Source organism: Rhodococcus sp. BP-160 (assembly GCF_019836205.1).
Lineage (GTDB): Bacteria > Actinomycetota > Actinomycetes > Mycobacteriales > Mycobacteriaceae > Rhodococcoides.
Genome location: NZ_JABUEK010000001.1, coordinates 534805 through 554868, shown reverse-complemented (window position 1 = coordinate 554868; position 20064 = coordinate 534805). Strand labels below are relative to the sequence as shown.

Annotated in this window: 19 protein-coding genes; 7 read left to right on the top strand and 12 right to left on the bottom strand. The window is 69.9% G+C overall.

Annotated elements, in window-relative coordinates; genetic code table 11:
* Nucleotide 1: 1 nt before the first annotated feature.
* Complete coding sequence (locus HQ306_RS02545; protein WP_222627444.1) at nucleotides 2–805, top strand: carbon-nitrogen hydrolase family protein; 804 nt, start codon at nucleotides 2–4, stop codon at nucleotides 803–805.
* Here the strand turns inward: HQ306_RS02545 and HQ306_RS02540 are convergent.
* A complete protein-coding gene (locus HQ306_RS02540) occupies nucleotides 792–1616 on the bottom strand; it encodes an alpha/beta hydrolase (protein WP_261769679.1) in 825 nt (274 codons plus the stop codon). The genes HQ306_RS02545 and HQ306_RS02540 overlap by 14 nt on opposite strands.
* A 304-nt stretch (nucleotides 1617–1920) precedes the next feature.
* Here HQ306_RS02540 and HQ306_RS02535 point away from each other — a divergent pair, with 304 nt between their 5' ends.
* Together HQ306_RS02535 and HQ306_RS02530 are read left to right on the top strand one after the other, a co-directional pair.
* Nucleotides 1921–3237, top strand: a complete 1317-nt coding sequence (locus tag HQ306_RS02535; RefSeq protein ID WP_027503928.1) for a PhoH family protein — start codon at nucleotides 1921–1923, stop codon at nucleotides 3235–3237.
* Between the two features lie 146 nt (nucleotides 3238–3383).
* Entirely contained in the window at nucleotides 3384–4250 is an 867-nt protein-coding gene (locus HQ306_RS02530) for an acyl-ACP desaturase (RefSeq protein WP_027503927.1), read from the top strand.
* Here HQ306_RS02530 and HQ306_RS02525 read toward each other — a convergent pair whose 3' ends face one another.
* The 3 genes from HQ306_RS02525 to glpX form a co-directional block, all read right to left on the bottom strand.
* Nucleotides 4251–4661 (bottom strand): hypothetical protein, encoded by a 411-nt coding sequence (locus tag HQ306_RS02525; protein ID WP_222627442.1) that lies wholly within the window; start codon nucleotides 4659–4661, stop codon nucleotides 4251–4253.
* Between the two features lie 71 nt (nucleotides 4662–4732).
* On the bottom strand, nucleotides 4733–6133 hold the full coding sequence (locus tag HQ306_RS02520; protein ID WP_027503925.1) for a class II fumarate hydratase: 1401 nt from the start codon (nucleotides 6131–6133) through the stop codon (nucleotides 4733–4735).
* A 44-nt stretch (nucleotides 6134–6177) separates the two neighbouring features.
* Nucleotides 6178–7218: a class II fructose-bisphosphatase gene (gene glpX / locus HQ306_RS02515; RefSeq protein ID WP_027503924.1), complete on the bottom strand. Its 1041-nt coding sequence runs from the start codon at nucleotides 7216–7218 to the stop codon at nucleotides 6178–6180.
* 193 nt (nucleotides 7219–7411) lie between these two features.
* Between glpX and HQ306_RS02510 the strand changes: the two genes are divergently transcribed.
* On the top strand, nucleotides 7412–7984 hold the full coding sequence (locus HQ306_RS02510; protein ID WP_027503923.1) for a DUF4245 domain-containing protein: 573 nt from the start codon (nucleotides 7412–7414) through the stop codon (nucleotides 7982–7984).
* A gap of 9 nt (nucleotides 7985–7993) precedes the next feature.
* Here the strand turns inward: HQ306_RS02510 and HQ306_RS02505 are convergent, their stop codons facing one another.
* Genes HQ306_RS02505 through HQ306_RS02495 form a run of 3 tightly spaced genes read right to left on the bottom strand, consistent with a single transcriptional unit; the run spans nucleotide 7994 to nucleotide 10121 of the window.
* Nucleotides 7994–8203, bottom strand: coding sequence for an exodeoxyribonuclease VII small subunit (locus HQ306_RS02505; RefSeq protein ID WP_027503922.1), 210 nt, complete (start codon nucleotides 8201–8203; stop codon nucleotides 7994–7996).
* A 39-nt stretch (nucleotides 8204–8242) separates the two neighbouring features.
* The gene (gene xseA / locus HQ306_RS02500; RefSeq protein WP_056447374.1) at nucleotides 8243–9484 is read right to left on the bottom strand and encodes an exodeoxyribonuclease VII large subunit; all 1242 of its coding nucleotides are present in this window, start codon (nucleotides 9482–9484) and stop codon (nucleotides 8243–8245) included.
* Between the two features lie 13 nt (nucleotides 9485–9497).
* A complete protein-coding gene (locus HQ306_RS02495; protein WP_027503920.1) occupies nucleotides 9498–10121 on the bottom strand; it encodes a lipid droplet-associated protein in 624 nt (207 codons plus the stop codon).
* 87 nt (nucleotides 10122–10208) lie between these two features.
* Between HQ306_RS02495 and HQ306_RS02490 the strand changes: the two genes are divergently transcribed.
* Nucleotides 10209–11255, top strand: a complete 1047-nt coding sequence (locus HQ306_RS02490; RefSeq protein ID WP_051612934.1) for a 4-hydroxy-3-methylbut-2-enyl diphosphate reductase — start codon at nucleotides 10209–10211, stop codon at nucleotides 11253–11255.
* 19 nt (nucleotides 11256–11274) lie between these two features.
* Here the strand turns inward: HQ306_RS02490 and HQ306_RS02485 are convergent, their stop codons facing one another.
* Both HQ306_RS02485 and HQ306_RS02480 read right to left on the bottom strand, forming a co-directional pair.
* A complete protein-coding gene (locus HQ306_RS02485) occupies nucleotides 11275–12108 on the bottom strand; it encodes a DUF6542 domain-containing protein (RefSeq protein WP_261769676.1) in 834 nt (277 codons plus the stop codon).
* A gap of 20 nt (nucleotides 12109–12128) precedes the next feature.
* Nucleotides 12129–13307, bottom strand: a complete 1179-nt coding sequence (locus tag HQ306_RS02480; protein ID WP_222627440.1) for a DNA recombination protein RmuC — start codon at nucleotides 13305–13307, stop codon at nucleotides 12129–12131.
* A gap of 79 nt (nucleotides 13308–13386) precedes the next feature.
* On the opposite strand from HQ306_RS02480, the gene HQ306_RS02475 reads away from it, so the two are divergent.
* Both HQ306_RS02475 and HQ306_RS02470 read left to right on the top strand, forming a co-directional pair.
* Entirely contained in the window at nucleotides 13387–14571 is a 1185-nt protein-coding gene (locus tag HQ306_RS02475; protein ID WP_051612932.1) for an exonuclease SbcCD subunit D, read from the top strand.
* Nucleotides 14568–17549 carry an AAA family ATPase gene (locus HQ306_RS02470; RefSeq protein WP_222627438.1) on the top strand — a complete coding sequence of 994 codons (2982 nt, stop codon included), beginning with the start codon at nucleotides 14568–14570 and terminating at the stop codon, nucleotides 17547–17549. Before HQ306_RS02475 ends, HQ306_RS02470 begins: the two co-directional genes overlap by 4 nt.
* Before the next feature lie 4 nt (nucleotides 17550–17553).
* On the opposite strand, the gene HQ306_RS02465 is transcribed toward HQ306_RS02470, so the two are convergent.
* The 3 genes from HQ306_RS02465 to HQ306_RS02455 form a co-directional block, all read right to left on the bottom strand.
* The gene (locus HQ306_RS02465; RefSeq protein ID WP_082544615.1) at nucleotides 17554–18849 is read right to left on the bottom strand and encodes an AI-2E family transporter; all 1296 of its coding nucleotides are present in this window, start codon (nucleotides 18847–18849) and stop codon (nucleotides 17554–17556) included.
* 98 nt (nucleotides 18850–18947) lie between these two features.
* Nucleotides 18948–19859 (bottom strand): DNA-3-methyladenine glycosylase, encoded by a 912-nt coding sequence (locus HQ306_RS02460; RefSeq protein ID WP_056447382.1) that lies wholly within the window; start codon nucleotides 19857–19859, stop codon nucleotides 18948–18950.
* A 12-nt stretch (nucleotides 19860–19871) separates the two neighbouring features.
* Complete coding sequence (locus HQ306_RS02455; protein ID WP_051612930.1) at nucleotides 19872–20063, bottom strand: YbdD/YjiX family protein; 192 nt, start codon at nucleotides 20061–20063, stop codon at nucleotides 19872–19874.
* Between the last annotated feature and the right edge of the window lies 1 nt (nucleotide 20064).

The following is a 20064-nucleotide window of genomic DNA, read 5'->3' as shown; positions in this document are numbered from 1 at the left end:
CATGCGGCTCACCGTGGCGGGTCTGCAGACGGCGGGGTCACCCGGTGACGTCGACGCCAACCTCGCGGAACTCGACGGAGCCGCGGGGGCGGCTCTGGCGCGCGGAGCCGACCTCCTGGTCACGCCGGAGATGTTCGTGACCGGGTACGACATCGGCGATCGCCTCGGTGACCTGACGTCACGGGACCTTCTCTCCGAGGTGTGCGCACTGGCGCGCCGCCGCGGCATCGCGCTGCTCGTGGGTCTGCCGGAGACCGAGGCGGGAGCGGTGTACAACACGGTCGCACTCGTCGATGCGGACGGCAGTGTGATTGCGCAGCACCGCAAGTCGCACCTCTACGGTGAGCTCGACCGGGAGTGGTACTCGCCCGGGCTCGACTCGGTGACGGTCGTCGACTTCCGCGGGGTGCGGCTCGGTCTGATGATCTGTTACGACGTCGAGTTCCCCGAGAACGTCCGAGCCGCGGCCCTCGCGGGCGCGCACGCCCTGCTCGTTCCCACCGCGCAGATGGTGCCGTTCACATTCGTGGCCGACGTCGTCATCCGCACGCGCGCATGGGAGAACCAGCTCTACGTCGCGTACGTCAACCACGTCGGAACCGAGCGCGCCACCACCTACGTCGGCCGTAGCAGCATCGTCGGCCCCGACGCCGAGGTGATCGACCGACTCGACGACGAGACCGGCCTGATTCTCGGCACGGTGGACACCGAGGTCGTGGCGGCGGCCCATCGAGACAACCCCTACCTGGTGGACCGCCGCCCCGGCCTCTACTCGTCGATCGTCCGCGACCTCAGTCGCGAGTGAGCGGCAGGCCGGCGCGGCCCAGGAAGTCGAGGATGTCCGACTCGACCTCGCTGCGGTTGGTCTCGTTCAGGATCTCGTGCCGCGCACCGGGGTAGACCTTCTCCTCGAACGACGGGCCGCGCAGTGAGCGCATCGCCTCGGTCGTCGGCTCCAGCGGCACCAGCTGATCGTCGCCGCCGTGCAGCCACAACGTCGGCTGGTCGCCGAGAGTGCCGGAGGACGACACCGTCTCCACCGCGGCCGTGAAGGTCTCGAGGGTGACGCGCGCGAAGGGGCCGTGGTAGACCAGCGGGTCCGCCTGGTACGCGGCGCCGACCTCGGGGTCGCGGGACAGCACGGACGGGTCTATCGGGATCTCGGGGATCTCGTCCATCGACAGCAGCATCGAGAAGGCCGGGTTCTGCCCGACCAGCGGACCGGACAGCACGAGTGCCGCCAGCTCGCCGGGGTGGGTCTGCGCGTAGCGCGTGGCGATGAGACCGCCCATCGAGTGGCCCAGCAGCATCACCGGTAGATCGGGGTGCTCGCCGCGGGCGATGTCCGCGATCGAGTGCAGATCGGCGACGATGCCGTCCACGTCCGTGATCTCGGCGGGCGTCCCGTCCGACCGCCCGTGCCCGTGATGGTCGGGGGCGTACACCGCCGCTCCGGCCGACGTCAGGGTCGACGCCAGGTGGCCGTAGCGACCCGAGTGTTCGCCGTACCCGTGCGCGAGCAGCGCGACGAATCCCGGCGTGGTGGACGGCCAGGAACGGTAGGCGACGGTGCCGTGGGTTCCCCTGAGCTGCTGCATTTCCTGCGCGTTCTGCATCGGCCGAAGTTAACACCGTGGCCTTCGGCCCCGTGCGCCTTTTGCATACTCCTGGATGCGCGAAAGGCGCACGGGCGTGTAACGCAGAGTTCACCCACACGTCCCCACGTGTCGCCGAGCCTGCGCCCCCGATCCGGTCTAGCGTCAGCAGTGCGGGTGGCGGGGAAGCCGTCCGTACGGGAGGTCCTCACACATGACTGAGTCATTCGGTCGGGAGGGGCCGGCCCCGGTCCCTGCGGTGTCGGGATCGACCGGTCCAGCGATCGACGGATGCGCGGTGACCGCGCGTCCTTAGGAGCCCCACGTGACTGCAGCTCGCTCCGGTTCTTCCGTCCGCACCTACGTGCTGGACACCTCGGTTCTGCTCTCGGACCCCTGGGCCGTGACTCGGTTCGCCGAGCACGCGATCGTCCTTCCACTCGTCGTCATCAGCGAGCTCGAGGGCAAGCGGCATCATCACGAACTGGGGTGGTTCGCGCGCGAGTCGTTGCGGATGCTCGACGACCTGCGGATCCGCCACGGGCGCCTCGATCAGCCCGTGCCCATCGGCACCGAGAACGGCACCCTGCAGGTCGAGCTCAATCACACCGACCCCGCTGTTCTTCCCGTCGGCTTCCGGACCGACTCCAACGACTCGCGGATCCTCGCGTGCGCACTGAACCTCGCCGCCGAGGGCAAGGACGTGGTGCTGGTCAGCAAGGACATCCCGCTGCGCGTCAAGGCCGGTGCGGTGGGTCTGCCGGCCGACGAGTACCACGCTCACGACGTCGTCCCGTCGGGATGGACGGGCATGGCCGAGATCGAGGCGTCGCGCGCGACCATCGACGGCCTGTTCGCCGAGGGATTCGCCGACATCGACGAAGCGCGAGAGTTGCCGTGCCACACCGGTGTTCGACTGCTCGGCGGCACGTCCAGCGCGTTGGGTCGGGTGACGGCGAACAAGCAGGTGCAGCTGGTGCGCGGCGAGCGTGAGGCGTTCGGCCTGCACGGCCGGTCCGCCGAGCAGCGCGTCGCCCTGGATCTGCTGCTCGACGAGAGCATCGGCATCGTCTCGCTCGGCGGGAAGGCCGGCACCGGCAAGTCCGCGCTCGCGCTCACCGCGGGCCTCGACGCGGTGCTCGAACGACGGACCCATCGCAAGGTCGTCGTGTTCCGGCCGCTGTACGCGGTCGGCGGCCAGGAGCTCGGCTACCTGCCCGGCAGCGAGAGCGACAAGATGGGCCCGTGGGCGCAAGCGGTGTTCGACACGCTCGACGGTCTCGCGAGTCCGGAGGTCATCGAGGAGGTCACCGCACGCGGCATGCTCGAGGTGCTGCCGCTCACGCACATCCGCGGACGGTCGCTGCACGACTCGTTCGTCATCGTCGACGAGGCGCAGTCGCTGGAACGCAACGTCCTGCTGACGGTGCTCTCGCGGCTCGGCACGGGCTCACGCGTGGTGCTCACGCACGACGTGGCGCAGCGCGACAACCTGCGGGTCGGACGCCACGACGGTGTCGCCGCCGTGATCGAGAAGTTGAAGGGGCACCCTCTCTTCGCCCACATCACGCTGACCCGCTCGGAGCGCTCGCCCATCGCCGCACTGGTCACCGAGATGCTCGAGGAGTTCGGGCCGGCCTGAGTCACCGTTCGCGCCGGGCGGCACGGACCGCCCGGCGCGGTGTGACGCCGAACTATCACCGACCTCTTTGTCAGGGAGATCACCGGAATCCGCGTCGCGCGGTCCGAAGGTTCGGAGTGGACACCTACGGCCGTTATGCTGCTGTGATGCCGAAGAGTGACCAGGACCTGTTGAGCGAGCTCGAAGCCGATGCCGCGCACCTGCTGCAGAAGCACATCGACGCTGCTCGGGACTGGCAGCCCCACGACTACGTTCCGTGGGACTCGGGTCGCAACTTCGCGTTCCTCGGCGGCGAGGACTGGTCTCCGGAGCAGGTGACGCTCGGTGACGCCGAGGTCGTCGGTGCCACCGTCAGCGTGCTGGTCGCCGACAACCTGCCCGAGTACCACCGCGACCTGGCGTTCGCTCTCCGGAGCAGCGACGTCTGGTGGAAGCTGATCGGCCGGTGGACCGCGGAGGAGAACCGGCACGCCATCGTGCTGCGCAACTACCTCATGACGACTCGCGCGGTCGACCCAGTGGATCTCGAGCGTGTGCGCATCGAGCACATGACCACCGGCTACTCCGCACCGTCTCTGCACGTGCTGCACATCCTCGCCAAGTTCGCCCTCGACGAGCGCGCAGCGGCCGTGCGCCACCGTCGCGCCTCCGCGTCGTCGCAGGACGCTCTCCTGTCGAGTATCCTCGACCGCATCGCCGAGGACGACGAGCTGCAGACCACGCTCTTCACCGACCTGGTCTCCGCCGCGATCCGCGTCGATGCCGACGGCGCCGTCCGCGCCATCGCCGACACCGTCGCGTCCTTCTCGGTCCCCACCGTCGATCTCCCCGGCCGCGGTGGCAGCGCCGAACTGCTCGCCGGCATCGGGCTCTACGACCGCACCATCGAGACCGAAGAGGTGATCAAGCCCCTGCTCGAGGCGTGGAACGTGTTCACCCTCGACGGCCTCGGCGAGGACGGCCTCGCGGCCCGCGCGGAGCTCGAGAGCGCACTCGCCACTGCCGCGTCCTGATCAGCGCGTGATCGCGAACCCGCCCACCACCACCGGCTGACCGGCACCGACGAAGTACACGGTGCCGTTCCAACGGTTCGGGTTCACGGCGTCGCGCGTCATCTCGTCGTGGAAGACGGCTCCGAAGGCGGGGGACAGGCGCGAGTAGTCGACGTGGACCACGTCGGCCCCGGTCGCGATGCTCGGGGCGCGGTAGACGTCGCCCGGGATCGCGTTCACGCCGAGAAGTCGGTTGACCGTCGTGTCGCCGGTGATGGTCTTGCCGTCCCACAGCGGGACGGGAGCGCCCTCGGGCGTGGTGCCGACGTAGACGCCGTCGGGAACGGGTCCGGCGGACGCCAGCGTGGGGGCGGCCAGCGCCGCGCCGATCGCGGCGGCGCCGCCGAGGAGTGCCAGTGCAGTTCGTGTCATGACACGTCACACTCCTCCTGATCGCCCCGCACCACAGCGTTTCGCCGTGATGCGGGGCGGGGAGTGCTGGGTCAGTCCTGGACCTTGGCCATCGCCAGGACGTCGAGGCGCTTGTCGAGTTCTTCTTCCGACAACTTCTCGGGGACGAGTCCACGCTCGAGGACGACCTCGCGAATGGTCTTCTTGTCCTTCAAGGCCTGCTTGGCGACGGCCGCAGCTTCCTCGTAGCCGATCGCACTGTTGAGAGGTGTCACGATGGACGGCGACGACTCGGCGAGCTGCTTGAGGTGCTCCTCGTTGGCGACGAGGCCGTCGACACACTTGTCGGCGAACAGGCGGGAGACGTTGGCGAGCAACGTGAACGACTCGAGCAGGTTGCGCGCCATCATGGGGATGTAGACGTTGAGTTCGAAGGCTCCGGCTGCGCCGCCCCATGCGATCGCCGCGTCGTTGCCGACGATCTGCGCCGCCACCTGGGTGGCCGCCTCGGGGAGAACCGGGTTGACCTTGCCGGGCATGATCGAGCTGCCGGGCTGCAGGTCGGGGAGCCGGATCTCGCCGAGACCGGTGAGCGGGCCCGATCCCATCCAGCGGATGTCGTTGGCGATCTTGGTCAACGAGACGGCGATGGTGCGCAGCGCGCCCGACGCCTCGACCAGACCGTCACGAGCCGCCTGGGCCTCGAACGAGTTCTTCGCCGCGGTGAGGGCGTCGACACCGGTCGACTTCACCAGCTCGGTCACGACCTTCGGGCCGAAGCCGTCGGGGGCGTTGAGACCCGTGCCGACGGCGGTGCCGCCGATGGGGAGTTCGCCGAGGCGGGGGAGCGTGGACTGCACGCGCTCGATGCCGGCCTCGATCTGACGTGCGTAGCCGCCGAACTCCTGGCCGAGCGTGACGGGCACCGCGTCCATGAGGTGGGTGCGGCCCGACTTCACGACGGTCTTCCACTCGGTCGCCTTGGCCGCCAGAGCGGTGTGCAGGTACTCGAGGGCCGGGATCAGGCTGGTGACCGCGGCCTCGGTCGCGGCGACGTGCGTCGCGGTGGGGAACGTGTCGTTGGACGACTGCGACATGTTGACGTGGTCGTTGGGGTGCACCTCGACGCCCGCGTTCTTCGCGATGCTCGCGATGACCTCGTTCGCGTTCATGTTGGAGCTGGTGCCCGAGCCGGTCTGGAACACGTCGATGGGGAACTGATCGTCGTGCTTGCCGTCCGCGATCTCGCCGGCCGCCGCGATGATGGCGTCGGCCTTGTCCGCATCGAGCAGACCCAGGTCCTTGTTGACCTGTGCACATGCGGCCTTGAGCAGCCCCATCGCGCGGATCTGGGTGCGCTCGAGGGGGCGGCCCGAGATGGGGAAGTTCTCGACGGCGCGCTGTGTCTGCGCACGCCACAGCGCGTCGACGGGTACGCGAACCTCTCCCATCGTGTCGTGCTCGATGCGGAACTGCTGATCGTTGTCTGTCATGTACCTCGTGCCTCGGTAGATGGGTCGGGAAGTCGGAGTGCGCGTCAGAAGGACGGGACGGCGCCGGAGGTGTCCCCGTCGAAGTCCACGGACGAATACTCCCGCAGTTTGTTCAGCTGGTGGTACGCGTCGATCATCCGCACGGTGCCCGACTTGGAGCGCATGACGATGGACTGCGTGTGGGCACCGCCGCCGGAGTAGCGCACTCCGCGCAGCAGATCGCCGTCGGTGACGCCGGTCGCGGTGAAGAAGACGTTCTCCCCGGCGACCAGATCATTGGTGTTCAGGATGCGATCGAGATCGTGGCCTGCGTCGACGGCCTTCTGGCGCTCGTCGTCGTCCGTCGGGGCGAGCCGGCCCTGCAGTGCTCCCCCCATGCAGCGCATGGCCGCCGCGGCGATGATGCCCTCGGGCGTGCCGCCGGTGCCGATCAGGATGTCGGTGCCCGAATCGGGGCGGGCGGCCGCGATGGCGCCGGCGACGTCACCGTCCGAGATCAACCGGATGCGGGCACCGGTGTCGCGGATCTGCTGCATCAGCTCGGTGTGGCGGGGACGGTCGAGCACACACACGGTGACGTCCGAGGACGACCCCTTCTTGATCTTCGCGATCCGGGCGATGTTCTCGGCGACCGGAGCGGTGATGTCGATGGCATCGGCGTAGTCGGGGCCGACGGCGATCTTCTCCATGTAGAACACGGCCGACGGATCGAACATCGCACCGCGCTCGGCCACCGCGAGCACGGAGATCGCATTGGGCATGCCCTTGGCCATCAGCGTCGTGCCGTCGACGGGATCGACGGCGAAGTCGACCTCGGGACCGTTGCCGTTGCCGACCTGCTCGCCGTTGTAGAGCATGGGCGCCTCGTCCTTCTCGCCCTCTCCGATGACCACGACGCCGCGCATCGACACCGAGCTCACCAGCTGGCGCATGGCGTCCACGGCAGCGCCGTCGCCACCCTCCTTGTCGCCGCGGCCGACCCAACGTCCGGACGCGAGCGCCCCGGCCTCGGTGACGCGGACGAGTTCGAGCGCGAGGTTTCGATCCGGCGCCATCTGCGTGGGAACGTCGGTGTTGGCCGTCATGGGGCTGTGCCTCCTTGCACATGGCGCGGTTCGCAGCCCGACTGACGGGCGTCGTCCGCACGGAATGAACATCGACTCGGGCGAAAAAGACTCGGCGTGATTGTCGCACTAGTCGCACGGCCCCGGCCTGCCGGGGGAAGCGCGGAGCTGCGCGGATGGCGAGCCCCCGCGCGCTCGGTGCGATACTGGAGAGGTGGCCGACAAGAAACCCAGGTACCTGCAGAACAACAAGGACATGGCCTGGTCCCTGATCCCGCTTCTTCTCGCATGCCTGGTGATCGCGGCCATCGCCGGTCAGTGTTCGTTGCGTGTGGGCGGCCCCGAGGCGGGTGAGGTTCCTCGCATCGATCTGGGGGCGTCCCTGCAGGCGGACGCGAATGCGCTGACCTTCCCGGTGCGCAGTCCCGACGTGCCCGATCAGTGGATCCCGAACTCGGCGAACCGTGGCCCTGTCTCGGGCTCGGAGTTCCAGTCCAGCACCGTCGGCTTCGTCACCGAGAACGGCAATTTCCTCTCGCTCACCCAGAGCGACGCCTCCGAGGACGAGCTGGTCCGCTCGAAGACCGAGGGATCACGGGTGTCCGCCGGCGGCGCGGAGGCCATCGCCGGGCTGAACTGGGTGGTCTACGGCAACGACGACACGGAACCGTACTGGGTGGCCGATCTCGGCGACACCCGCGCGATGCTCACCGGTTCCGGGTCGCAGGAGGAGTTCGTCGCGCTGGCATCCGCCACGGCGACGGCTCCGGTACTCGACAAGCGCTGACGCGCTCGCTCACTCCTCGTCGCGGGCCAGCGCCTTCTCGATGCGCGTGCGCGCGCCGGCCAGGTGCTGCTCGCAGTGCGTCGCCAGTGCTTCGCCGCGCTCCCACAGCGCCAGTGAGGCATCGAGATCCAGGCCGCCCTGCTCGAGCAGCTTGACCACGTCGACCAACTCGTCGCGCGCGTCCTCGTAGCCCAGCTCGGCGATCGGTGTCTCGTTCATGAGTCCCCATGCTGCCTCGAGAGTCCGACAGCGGACGAGTCAGGTGGCGGAACTGCGACCCATCGTGACGGCCGTGACCACGCCGTCCGCGACGCGGACCCGGAGCTGCGTACCCGGCGCGGCGTCGTCGACCGACCGGAGCACCTCGGGGTCGGATCCGGGGACCATGCGCTGCACCACCGAGTAGCCCCTCGCCAGAGTCGCCGCCGGTCCGAGCGTGGTCAGACGCGCGCGCATGTGCTCCACCGTCGTCGCCTCTCGCGACACCGCGCGCTCCACGTCGCGGCGGACGACGCGGCGCATCTCGGCGATCTCCTCCTCGCGGCGGGCGACCGCGGAGAGGGGATCGGCCAGCACGGGCCGGTGCCGCAGGGCGTCCAGTGCGCGCGCCTCGCGCTGCACCCAACTGCGGAGCGCTGCGGCGCTGCGGCTCCGCAGCTCGGCGACCAGTTCCCGTTCGGCCACGGCGTCGGGCACGACGAGCTTGGCGGCATCGGTGGGGGTGGCGGCACGAAGATCCGCCACGTGATCGCTGAGCGGACTGTCGGGTTCGTGTCCGATGGCGCTCACGATCGGCGTCGTCGCACGGGAGATCGCGCGGCAGAGCGCCTCGTCGGAGAACGGCAGCAGATCCTCGACACTGCCGCCGCCACGGGCGAGTATCACCACGTCGACCGTGGGGTCCTCGTCCAGCTCGGCCAGCGCCCGCAGGATGCCGGGCACCGCCGACGGGCCCTGCACGGGAGTGTTGCGAACCTCGAAGCGCACCGCGGGCCACCGCCGTTCCGCGACGCTGAGCACGTCGCGTTCGGCAGCACTGGCGCGTGCGGTGACGAGCCCGACGACACGAGGCAGGAAGGGGAGCGGCCGCTTGAGCCGCGGATCGAACAGTCCCTCGGCCGCGAGAAGACCGCGCAGGCGCTCGATGCGGGCGAGTAGCTCGCCGACTCCCACCGCTCGAATCTCCGTGGCGCGCAACGACAGTGTGCCGCGACCGGTGAAGAAACTGAGCTTGCCGTAGAGGATGACGCGAGCGCCCTCGGTCAACGGCACGGGAGAGTTCTGGATGAGCATCGGTGAGCACGTCACCGACAGCGACATGTCGGCGGACGGGTCGCGGAGCGTCAGGAACGCCGTGCGCGTTCCCGCACGCACCGAGATCTGCGTGATCTGGCCCTCGACCCACACGCTGCCGAGGCGATCGATCCACCCGGCGACCTTCGTCGCGACCGTGCGGACGGGGAGCGGGTTCTCGGCGGTGCTGGTGGCGGCCGTGGTCATCGTGGTCCGAGAATCACTTCGCTCGGGCGGTGGTGATGCGGTTCTCGAGCATGGTCCGGTACGGCGCGCGGTCCGAGGCCGACGTCTCGTACTCGAGAAGTGACGTGAGGTCCTCGACCGACAGCGACCGCAGACGGGCACGCAACTGAGCCAGCGTCAGGGCGTCGTAGTCGAGGTACTCCACGATCTCGGGAGTCGCGGTCGGCGCGGTCGCGAGAGCCGGGGCCGGAACGGGTTCGGTCGTCTCGATCTCCGACGGCGGGGTCGAGTACAGGGCGAACCGCCCTGCGGGCGCACCGGGCTCCGGCACGTCGATCTCTCCGGCCGGGTCACCGACCGGCTCGGGCTCGGTGGACAGCGGCACCTGCGTGTACCGCGCGGGTGCGACGTCCGCGTCGTCGTCGAAGGTCGCCCACTCCGCGGTCTCGACCGGGCGGGAGCCGATCAGGGAGAACACCTGGTCGCCCTTGATGGCCAGCTCGGTGACGGTCTGTTGCAGACGCATCGCGGTCTGGAGGACCTCGCTCACGGCGGTCATCGGCAGGGAGATGGCGGTGGTGGGGAGACGCCGAGCCTCCTCGACGACGGTCACGGCGATTCCGAGCGCGACGCGGGCGGCGAAGGGTGGACGGATCATGTCTCACAGAGTGCCCCACGTCGCGCATTTTTCCCAGTCGACGTGCGCGGGAAGCGACGCCCACCCGACTACCCGTATCCTCGTGGTATGTCTTCGGCTCTTCCGGTGTCCTCGTCCTCCACCACCTCCTCCGCCATCCCGCTCGAGCTGGGTATCGCCCGGCCGGCGGTCACCGGTGAGGTCTACGACGGCCCGCTGCGCGTTCTGCTCGCCGAGCCGCGCGGGTACTGCGCCGGTGTGGACCGAGCGGTGGAGACGGTCGAGAAGGCGCTCGAGAAGCACGGCGCCCCGATCTACGTGCGCAAGGAGATCGTGCACAACCGCCACGTGGTGGAGACGCTGTCCGATCAGGGCGTCATCTTCGTGGACGAGACCGACGAGGTGCCGGACGGCGCACTGCTCGTGTTCTCCGCGCACGGTGTATCACCGGCGGTCCACGAGTCCGCGGCCGCCAAGAACCTGCGCACCATCGACGCGACGTGCCCACTGGTGACGAAGGTGCACCAGGAGGCCAAGCGGTTCGCTCGCGACGACTTCGACATCCTGCTCATCGGCCACGAGGGTCACGAGGAGGTCGAGGGCACCGCGGGCGAGGCCCCGGACCACGTGCAGGTCGTGGACGGGCCGGATTCCGTCGACGCCGTCACCGTCCGGGACGAGAACCGCGTCATCTGGTTGTCGCAGACCACGCTGAGTGTCGACGAGACCATGACGACTGTCGCGCGACTGCGGGAGAAGTTCCCCAACCTGCAGGATCCGCCCAGCGACGACATCTGCTACGCCACCCAGAACCGGCAGGTGGCGGTCAAGGCTATGGCGCCCGAATGCGACCTGGTGATCGTGGTGGGGTCGACGAACTCGTCGAACTCCGTCCGTCTGGTCGAGGTCGCCCTCGCTGCGGGCGCGCGCGCGAGCTACCTGGTCGACTACGCCAAGGACATCGACCTCGCCTGGCTCGAGGGCGTCCGGACGGTGGGCATCACGTCCGGCGCATCCGTGCCGGAGGTGCTGGTGCGTGGAGTGCTGGACCTGCTCGAGACACATGGCTTCGGCGACGTGAAGTCGGTGACGACGGCCAACGAGACGCTGGTCTTCGCGCTTCCTCGCGAGCTGCGGACCACCAGCCGGGTGTGAGCCGACCGCGGCCGGGAGATCAGTCCCGGTCGCGGTAGCGCACCCGTGGTGCGGGGTACGGCGACAGATTCTCCGCACCGGTGCGCCGGGGTTCGTACGGCGTGGGTTCGTACCGGGGGCGAGCTACCCGTGGGCGACCGTTGTCGGAAGCCGCGACCTGGCCCTCGTAGGCGCGCGGGGCGGGCCGAGCAGCGCGTGACTCCTCGCGCGGTTGCGGTGCGGCGGGCCGTGCACGGCGGGTGCGGTCGTGTCGAGCGTCGGGTGCGTCCGTCCGCGGTTCCTGGCGGGTCCTGCGGCGTTCCTCCGCCCGTCCCGCCGTCTCGCGAGTGGCGGGACGTTCGGAGCGCGACCGTCGGGGTGCGGCGTCACGCGCTGCCGCGGCCGGTCGCGCTGCGCGCGCCGGCTTCCGGACCGGAGTGGGGCGACGATCGAGCGCGAGCCGGGCGCCACCGACGCCGAGGACCAACAGCGTGGTCAGCGCCATGAGCGGGAAGCGATCGACGAGCGGCACGGCGACGGTCAGGACGATGTCCTTGATCGAGGTGCCCGCTCCGTCGGTGAGGATCTGGTATGCGATGGGGACGCCGAGGAACATGATGAGCGGCGGCTGCACCATGGCGGTGAAGAGTCCACGATGGCGGACCGCGACCACGGCGATGAGTGCACCGAGCACGTACAGGACGGCGAACGTCGATCCCAGCTCGTCGCCACGCATGGCATCGACGAGAAAGCCCAGGACGGCTGCGCCCACTGCCACCGCGACGGCGCCCCATGCGGGGATTCCGGGTACCGACGGCACAGCGGAGCGCTGGTCGAGAGGCACTCCCGAGCGTGCGCGTTGGGGGGAAGACACACAGCGAGGTTAGCGTTGATTCAACAACTTGCGTCGTCGGCATGCCCGCGACACGTCGACGAGGTGCCCTCCATCGCAGTCGCGGTCATGGTTCGTGGCCGCTGGTCCACACTCGTGACCTGCGGCGGTTCGCCGTCGAAGAGGGACATCTCGTGCAGCTTGCGTGCTGTGACGAAGACCCGTGCGTCCAACGATCCCGCCGCTGCGTTGAACGAGTCCACGGCCTTGCCCAGCTGTGATCCCAAGCGATCCACGTGGGCTCCGACCGTGCCGAGGCGCTCGTACAGCTCACGGCCCAGCACACGCACGCGAGCGGCGTCCTCGGCCAGTGCGTCCTGTTTCCACGTGTAGGCGACGGTCCGCAGCAGGGCGATGAGAGTGGTCGGGGTGGCGAGCACCACGTTGCGGGAGAAGGCGTGTTCGAGCAGGCCGCGGTCGCGCGTCAGCGCGGCATCGAGGAACGGATCGCCCGGAACGAAGAGGACGACGAATTCCGGCGACGGGTCGAACGCGTGCCAGTACTTCTTGTCGGCGAGCTGGTCGACGTGTGTGCGCAGGTGCTTGGCGTGGCGTTCGAGATGCCGATCGATGGTCTCGGGATCCTGCTCGGCGCTCGCGTCGAGGAAGGCGACCAGCGGAACCTTGGCGTCGACGACGATGCGCTTGCCACCGGCGAGCTTGACCACCAGATCGGGGCGCACGCCGGGTGCGGCGACCTGGGTGTCGAAGTCGCAGTGGCGCGTCATGCCGGCCAGCTCCACGACCCGCTCGAGCTGGATCTCGCCCCACCGGCCACGAATCTGTGGCGCCCGCAGCGCGGTGACGAGCTGGTCCGTCTGCGACGCCAACTGCCGCGAGGCGCGGTGCATCCCGGCGACCTGCTCGGTCAGTCCCGCGTATGCGTGAACACGGTCGCGCTCGACGAGCCGTACGTGTTCCTCGAGTGCGTCGACTGCCTCCCGCAGCGGGTCGACCAGGTGGGAGACCTGGTGACCGATGGCGCCGGAGTGCCGCCGCGCGGAGTCCTCGTTGAGCAGCGACAACGACCGCCGCAGCGTCTCCTCGTTGTCCGCGGAGACCGCGAGCCGCTCACCCGCACGGGCGAGTTCGACGTCGCCGCGTGCGGCCCGCAACCACCAGCCCAACCCCAGGCCGACGAGAAGGGTGACGAGAGTGGTCACGGCAGTGAGGGCGGTCATGAGGCTCACTATGAACCGGGGTACCGACACACCTTCGGCCCGAGCGTCTTTGTCGTAGGTCTCCGTTAGCGTCGGCGACATGAGAATCCTGCACACCTCGGACTGGCACATCGGGCGCACCTTCCACGGTGTCGACCTGCTGGCCGATCAGCGTCGTGCTCTGGAGGCTCTCGCCACCGTCGTCCGAGAACAGAGTGTGGACGTCGTCGTGGTTCCCGGGGACATCTACGACCGTGCGGTGCCCAATGCGGACGCGGTCCGGCTGTGCAACAAGGCATTCGAGGCCATCCGCGACGCGGGGGCCGTCATCGTCGCCACGTCGGGCAATCACGACTCGCCCGCCCGGCTCGGTGCCGGGTCGGCGTTCTCCGCTGCCGGCGGTCTGCATCTGTTCACCACCGTCGACGCCGTCGACCGACCGGTCGTGCTGGCGGACGAGCACGGTGACGTGGCGTTCTACGGCATTCCGTACCTCGAGCCGGACGCCACCCGCGCCGAGCTCGGGGTACCCGGCGCTCGTTCGCACGCCGCGGTGCTGCAGGCGGCGATGGGCCGCATCGCGGCCGATCTGGCGACGCGGCACTCGTCGGTCCGCTCGGTGGTGCTGGCCCATGCCTTCGTGATCGGCGGCGAGGGTACGGGTTCCGAGCGTTCGATCTCCGTCGGTGGCGTCGAGACCGTGCCGGCTTCGATCTTCGGCGGTATCGACTACGTCGCGCTGGGCCACCTGCACTCTCCGCAGACCATCGACGACCACATCCGGTACTCGGGATCGCCGCTGCCGTACTCGTTCGGCGAGCGTTCGCATCGCAAGGCTGCGTGGCTCGTCGACATCGACGGCTCGGGTGGCCGCGTCGTCACGCGCGTCGATCTGCCGGTGGTGCGGGGCCTGTCCGTCCTGGAGGGAACGCTCGAGGAGCTCTGCACGGAGAACCGGTTCGATTCCGCGACAGAGCATTACGTCTCCGCTGTGCTCACCGATGCGGTGCGGCCCGTCGACGCGATGCGCCGTCTGCAGGAGCGTTTCCCGCACGCGGTGCACCTCGAGTGGAAGCGCCCGGCCGGTGTCGATTCCGGGAGCTACCGCGAGAAGGTGCAGGGTAGGTCGGACCGTGAGGTGCTCAGCAGCTTCCTCGCGGACGTGCGCAGCGCGCCCTCGTCGTCCGAGGTCGAGCTGCTCGATCGTGCGGTCGAGAACGTCACGGGTCAGCGGGATTCGACGTCCGCATCGCCCGTCGAGCACGAGTGGGTGCGCTCGGCGTGAGACTGCATGCGTTGTCGGTCACCGCGTTCGGGCCGTTCGGCGGCACGGTCGACGTCGACTTCGACGATCTCGGGGCCGACGGCCTCTTCCTCCTGCACGGCCCCACCGGAGCGGGAAAGACGTCCGTTCTCGATGCCATCGCCTTCGCTCTCTACGGCGTTCTCCCCGGCTCGCGCCGAGAGAGTCGACGCCTGTTGTCGGATCACGCTGCGCCGGGTGTGGTTCCGCGCGTCGAACTCGACGCGACGTTGGGTGGCCGCCGCCTCACCATCGTCCGGCAGCCGGAGTTCCTGCGCCCCAAGCGGCGCGGGGTGGGAACCACGAAACAGAACGCCAAGGCGACGCTGACGTGGCACGACGGCCGGGGCGAGAACCTGACGCGCATCGACGAGATCGCGCTCGAGGTCGAGCGCCTGCTCGGCATGCGGGTGGACCAGTTCTTCCAGGTCGTCCTGCTGCCGCAGGGGGACTTCGCGCGGTTCCTGCGGGCGCGCAACGAGGAACGGGGTGCGCTGCTCGAGCAGTTGTTCGACACCGATCGGTTCCGCGACATCGAGACGTGGTTCCAGGATCAGCGTCGCGCCAGCGCGGAGCGTCTCGCCGGGCGATCGGAGTCCGTCGACAGACTGGCTGCCCAGGTGGCCACCGCCGCCGGCGTGGACCTCTTCACGGGCACCGACGTGGTGGAGTGGGGGACCGATCTTCTGGGCGGTGCCCGAGAGCTGGCCCGTGGGCGCACGGAGCATCTGCGGACAGCGCGCGCCGAACACGCAGCGTCTCGTGAGACCGCTCGGATCGCGCACCGCCGCCGGGAGGCACGCGAACGGGGGGCCGCGGCAGCAGCGCGACTCACGGTGCTGGCGGACGGCGACGCCGAGCGCGCGCAGCAGATCGCTGAGCTGGACCGTGCGCGTCGGGCGCTGCCGGTGCGCGATCGCGCCGTCACCCTCGACCAGCACCGTCAGCGCGCGACCGCCGCCGCCGCGACGATGCGGCGCCGGGAGCGGGCGGCTGCCGAGACCGAGGCCGCCGTGCTGGTCGGGACGTTGTCGTGGCCGCCCCGTCCTGCCGATGCGGAGGTGCTCGATGCCGCGGTGCACCGGTGGAGCGGCGAGTGCGCGGTGCTGGACAGTGTCGCCGGCGACGAGTCCGATCGAAGGACGGCGGTGGCCGATCGGGAACGCGCCGTCGCCCGGGTGCGCGGTCTGGAGACGGACCTGCGGGCGGTACGGGTACGTCTCGACGCGGTGCCCGAGGAGCGCGCGGCACTGGACGCCGAGCATCGAGTAGCCGTCGCGGCTCGTGCGGGTCTCGCCGGCCTGGAGGCGCGGCATCACGGTGCCGAGGACGCGGCACGCGCACACGTCGAGTGGGCTCGCGAGTCCGAGCGCCTCGCGGCGGCCGTGACGACGGCCGAGCGTGCCCGGACCCGCTACGACGATCTGCGCACGGAATGGTTGGACCTGCGGGAACGCCGTCTCGAGGGGATGTCCGCGGAGCTCGCGGCGGGACTCGAGGACGGCGCCCCGTGCGGAGTCTGCGGCGCGACGGAACATCCGGCGCCCGCATCTCCGACCGCGGGGCGGGTGTCCCGGGACGACGAGAACCGCGCGGGACAGCGGGTCGGTGCAGCCGAGGCGGAACGCACCACGGCGGACGCCGCGGTGCAGCGCTGCCGACAGCGTGTGGACGAGCTCGCGACCCGGTGCGCGGATCGCACCGCAGCGGAACTCGCGGCCGAACTGGACGCGGCCACGACGGCACTGGCGGAGGCGCGGCGTGCCGCGGATCGTCTCGCGGCGATCGACACCTCGCTGGCGGCGCTGGACGAGGAGACCGCCGGTCTGCGGGTGCGGGCCGACGCGATCACGGCCGAACTGGGCGCCACTCGCGGGCGGACGGAGGCGCTGGAGACTCGGATCGCGGAGGCGACCGCGCGCATCACGGCCGCCGTGGGGACGACGTCCACCGTGGCGGAACGGCGTGCCGCACTCGACGCGGCCATCGCAGCCGCGGTGGCGTGGCGCGATGCGCGCCGCGACGCCGACTCGGCCGATCAGGCGGTGATGCGGCTCGAGACCGACCTGTTGGAGTGCGCGCGCGAGCACGGATTCACCGAGGTCACGGAAGCCCTGGCGGCGGTCCGTGACAGGGCCCGGTGCACGGTGCTGGAGAACGCCGTTCTCGACGCCGAGAAGCAGCGCTCCGCGGCTGCGGCCGTGCTCACGGAGCCGGACGTGGCGGAGGCGATGGTGGGGGAGACCGTCGACACCGCTGCCGTCGATGCGGAGGAGATCCGACTGCGGGGGTTGCTGGACGAGGCCATCGCCTCGGCCGGAGACGCCGACAGTCGGCTACGCATGCTCGAGGACCTCGTCGCCCAACTGTGGGCCGCTGCGGACCGTCTGGGACCTGCCCGCCTCGAGCACGCGGAACTCGAGCAGCTGGCGGAGGTGGTGGCCGGCAAGGGCGCCAACGCGCGCCGGATGTCGCTGCGGTCCTACGTGCTGGCCGCGAGGCTCGAGGACGTCGCCACCGCGGCATCCGTGCGCTTCCGGTTGATGTCGCAGGGCCGGTTCGAGTTCGTGCACTCCGACGACGTGGGCCCCCGAGGCACCCGCGGCGGGCTGGGTCTCGACGTACGCGACGACTACACCGGAGTGGTCCGGTCGGCGGGCACCCTGTCGGGCGGCGAGGCATTCTGCGCGTCGCTCGCGCTCGCGTTGGGTCTCGCCGACGTCGTCGCGGCCGAGGCGGGCGGCATCACCCTGGACACGATGTTCATCGACGAGGGGTTCGGAAGCCTCGACTCGGGATCACTGGACGCCGTCATGGGAGTCCTCGACGAACTCCGGTCCGGTGGGCGCACGGTGGGCATCGTCAGTCACGTCGACGAGATCCGTGACCGGGTCCCCTCACGCCTCGAGGTGATCCGCGAACGTCACGGATCCACGGTACGAGTGCACGCGGGAGTGTGACCGCTCAGTCGTCCTTCTTCTCGTCGTCCTCGTGCGTGTCGACGTCGATCGGAGTCGGTGCCACGTCGTCGGACTGGTCCGAGGGCGCCGGCGCGTATCGGGTCTTCTCGTCGTGGACGACGACGGGCGCGTCGTCACCGGGTGTGCCGAGATCGTCGTGGATGCGTTCGGCGATGTCGTTCGCGCCGGGATCCTCGTCGGACCGAAGTTCGATCTGCTCGTTGATGTAGCGCAGCAGCACCGCGGTGGCCGCAGCGACCGGGACCGCGAGGAACGCCCCGATGATGCCGAAGATGGAACCGCCGGCGGTGACGGCCAGCAGCACGATCGCGGCATGCAGGTTCATCGACTTGCTCTGCAGGATCGGCTGCAGGACATTGCCTTCGATCTGCTGCACGGCCAGGATGATCGCCAGGACGATGACCGCGGTGGTGAACCCGTTGGCCACCAGCGCGACCAGGACGGCGAGGGCACCGGCGACGAAGGCACCCACGATGGGGATGAAGCCACCGAGGAAGGTGAGCGTCATCAGCACCGGGGTCAGCGGCACGCCGAGGATCACCAGGCCGATGCCGATGAAGATCGCGTCGATCGCGCTGACGATGGCCTGGGTACGGATGAAGCCACCCAGGGTGTCCCACACCCGTCGGAGTACCTCGGCGAGATGACCACCGGCCTTGCGTCCGGCCAGTCCGTGCAGCCAGGGGAGGAAGCGCGGGCCGTCCTTGATGAAGAAGAAGCTCAGGACGAGCACCAGACCGAGCGTGACCAGGATCGACCCGGCGGTGGCGACGCCGGCGAAGACGCCCGAGGCGATCGCCGTGCCGCTGTCCTGCAGCTGCGTGACGATGGCTTCGACGGCGCTGTCGATCTGCTCGTCGTCCAGATTGATGGGCGGGCCCTCGAGCCACTCCTGGACCTGCGAGACGCCGAGGGTGGCACTGTCCGCGAGATCGGGAGCCTGGCTGATGACGGAGGGGACGATGAACGCGACCACACCGGCGAGAACCGCGAGGAAGCCGAGGAGTGTGGTCAACGCGGCGAGCGCGGGCGGAAAGCCGATGCGGCGCAGCAGCCTGGTGGGCGGCCAGAGCACCGTCGCGACCACCAGTGCCAGCAGAACCGGGAGCATGATCACCCACAGCTGGCCGACCAGCCAGCCGGCGATCCACAGCGCTGCCGAGACGACGAGGAGCACGGCGGACCACTTGGCCAGCCAGAGTCCGCCGGCGCCGAACAGGTCGCTGCGATCACGGCCCGACGCGGAGCCTGCGGAAGTGGTGGGCGCGTTCTCGCTCACGTGTGTCCTCTCGTCTGACGATGATGCGGCGAACGCAGAGTCGAACGCGCTGTGACTGTACCCGGGAAGCCGATTCCGCACGCATGGCGACGGAGGGACTACCCGATGGTGAGCCCGCGGGCGAGAAGGGCAGTACGCCACAGGTGCATGGAGGCGTAGGACCGCCACGGTGACCAGTGGGCGGTGTCCGACAGATCGATGTCGAGGAGGGCCGCGCCCTGCCGGACCACCAGGTCGGTGTCGAGCAGCACGTCGGGGTCGCCCAGCAACCGCATCGACACGTAGCGGGCGGTCCACGGGCCGACACCGCGCAGTGCCAGCAGTGCACGCTCCTGGGTGGCCGCGTCGCCGTCGTGGCGCACGTCCACGGCGCCCGATGCCAGAGCGTCGGCCGTCGACGCGATCGCGGCGACCCGCCGCGCCGGACCGGTGAGGATCTCGGTGCCGCGTGTGGCCACGGCCTCGGGAGTGGGGAACAGGCGAGTGATGCCGTGGTCGGCTTCGCCCTCGTCGTCGCCCACCGGATCCCCGAGGGCCGCGACGAGCCGGGCGGTGTGCGTGGCCGCGGCACCGAGCGAGATCTGCTGACCGATCATCGTGCGAAGAAGCACCTCCGCGGCATCGAACGCCCCGGGAACGCGGATCCCCGGGGCCGCGGCCACCGACGCGGCGAGCGCAGGATCTGCCGCGAGCGCAGCGTCGACGGGAGCCGCGTCGACGTCCAGGGCCAGTACCCGCCGCACTCGGGACAGCGCGGTGGGGACGTCCGACTCGTCCCGGGCTCGCGTCTCCACCCGGACGACTCCCGCGCCACCGTCACCCGGGACGAACCGGCACGTGACGACGGCGGGGCCGTGATCGAGGCGCAGAGCCCGGCGGTAGACGCCGTCCGTGAAGGTCTCCATGCCCGGAACCGCGTGACCCGCCAGGAACCACCGCATCCACCCCGTGTCGTACGGAGCGGAGTACGGCAGCTCGGAGGTGTCGAGGGTCCAGCGCGGCGACGTCACCCCGTCATGATCTCAGCAGCAGCGTGCGCCCGGATTCGCGTCCGCCTCCGCATGACGTGCCTTCCAGTACTCGCGCTCGGACGGCACCGGATGCCCGGGATGGACCCGGTTCCGGTGCTCGACGAAACGCTCGTAGTCGTGATCACCCATGACGGAGGTGATCCACCACGTCGCGGCGCGAACGGACTTCAGGACGGCGTTCATG

Bases quoted from the DNA above. Each gene is read 5' to 3' on its own strand.
- HQ306_RS02545 (WP_222627444.1), top strand. From the start codon at position 2: ATGCGGCTCACCGTGGCGGGTCTGCAGACGGCGGGGTCACCCGGTGAC.
- HQ306_RS02540 (WP_261769679.1), bottom strand. From the start codon at position 1,616: ATGCAGAACGCGCAGGAAATGCAGCAGCTCAGGGGAACCCACGGCACC.
- HQ306_RS02530 (WP_027503927.1), top strand. From the start codon at position 3,384: ATGCCGAAGAGTGACCAGGACCTGTTGAGCGAGCTCGAAGCCGATGCC.
- HQ306_RS02525 (WP_222627442.1), bottom strand. From the start codon at position 4,661: ATGACACGAACTGCACTGGCACTCCTCGGCGGCGCCGCCGCGATCGGC.
- HQ306_RS02520 (WP_027503925.1), bottom strand. From the start codon at position 6,133: ATGACAGACAACGATCAGCAGTTCCGCATCGAGCACGACACGATGGGA.
- glpX (WP_027503924.1), bottom strand. From the start codon at position 7,218: ATGACGGCCAACACCGACGTTCCCACGCAGATGGCGCCGGATCGAAAC.
- HQ306_RS02505 (WP_027503922.1), bottom strand. From the start codon at position 8,203: ATGAACGAGACACCGATCGCCGAGCTGGGCTACGAGGACGCGCGCGAC.
- xseA (WP_056447374.1), bottom strand. From the start codon at position 9,484: ATGACCACGGCCGCCACCAGCACCGCCGAGAACCCGCTCCCCGTCCGC.
- HQ306_RS02495 (WP_027503920.1), bottom strand. From the start codon at position 10,121: ATGATCCGTCCACCCTTCGCCGCCCGCGTCGCGCTCGGAATCGCCGTG.
- HQ306_RS02490 (WP_051612934.1), top strand. From the start codon at position 10,209: ATGTCTTCGGCTCTTCCGGTGTCCTCGTCCTCCACCACCTCCTCCGCC.
- HQ306_RS02480 (WP_222627440.1), bottom strand. From the start codon at position 13,307: ATGACCGCCCTCACTGCCGTGACCACTCTCGTCACCCTTCTCGTCGGC.
- HQ306_RS02475 (WP_051612932.1), top strand. From the start codon at position 13,387: ATGAGAATCCTGCACACCTCGGACTGGCACATCGGGCGCACCTTCCAC.
- HQ306_RS02455 (WP_051612930.1), bottom strand. From the start codon at position 20,063: ATGAACGCCGTCCTGAAGTCCGTTCGCGCCGCGACGTGGTGGATCACC.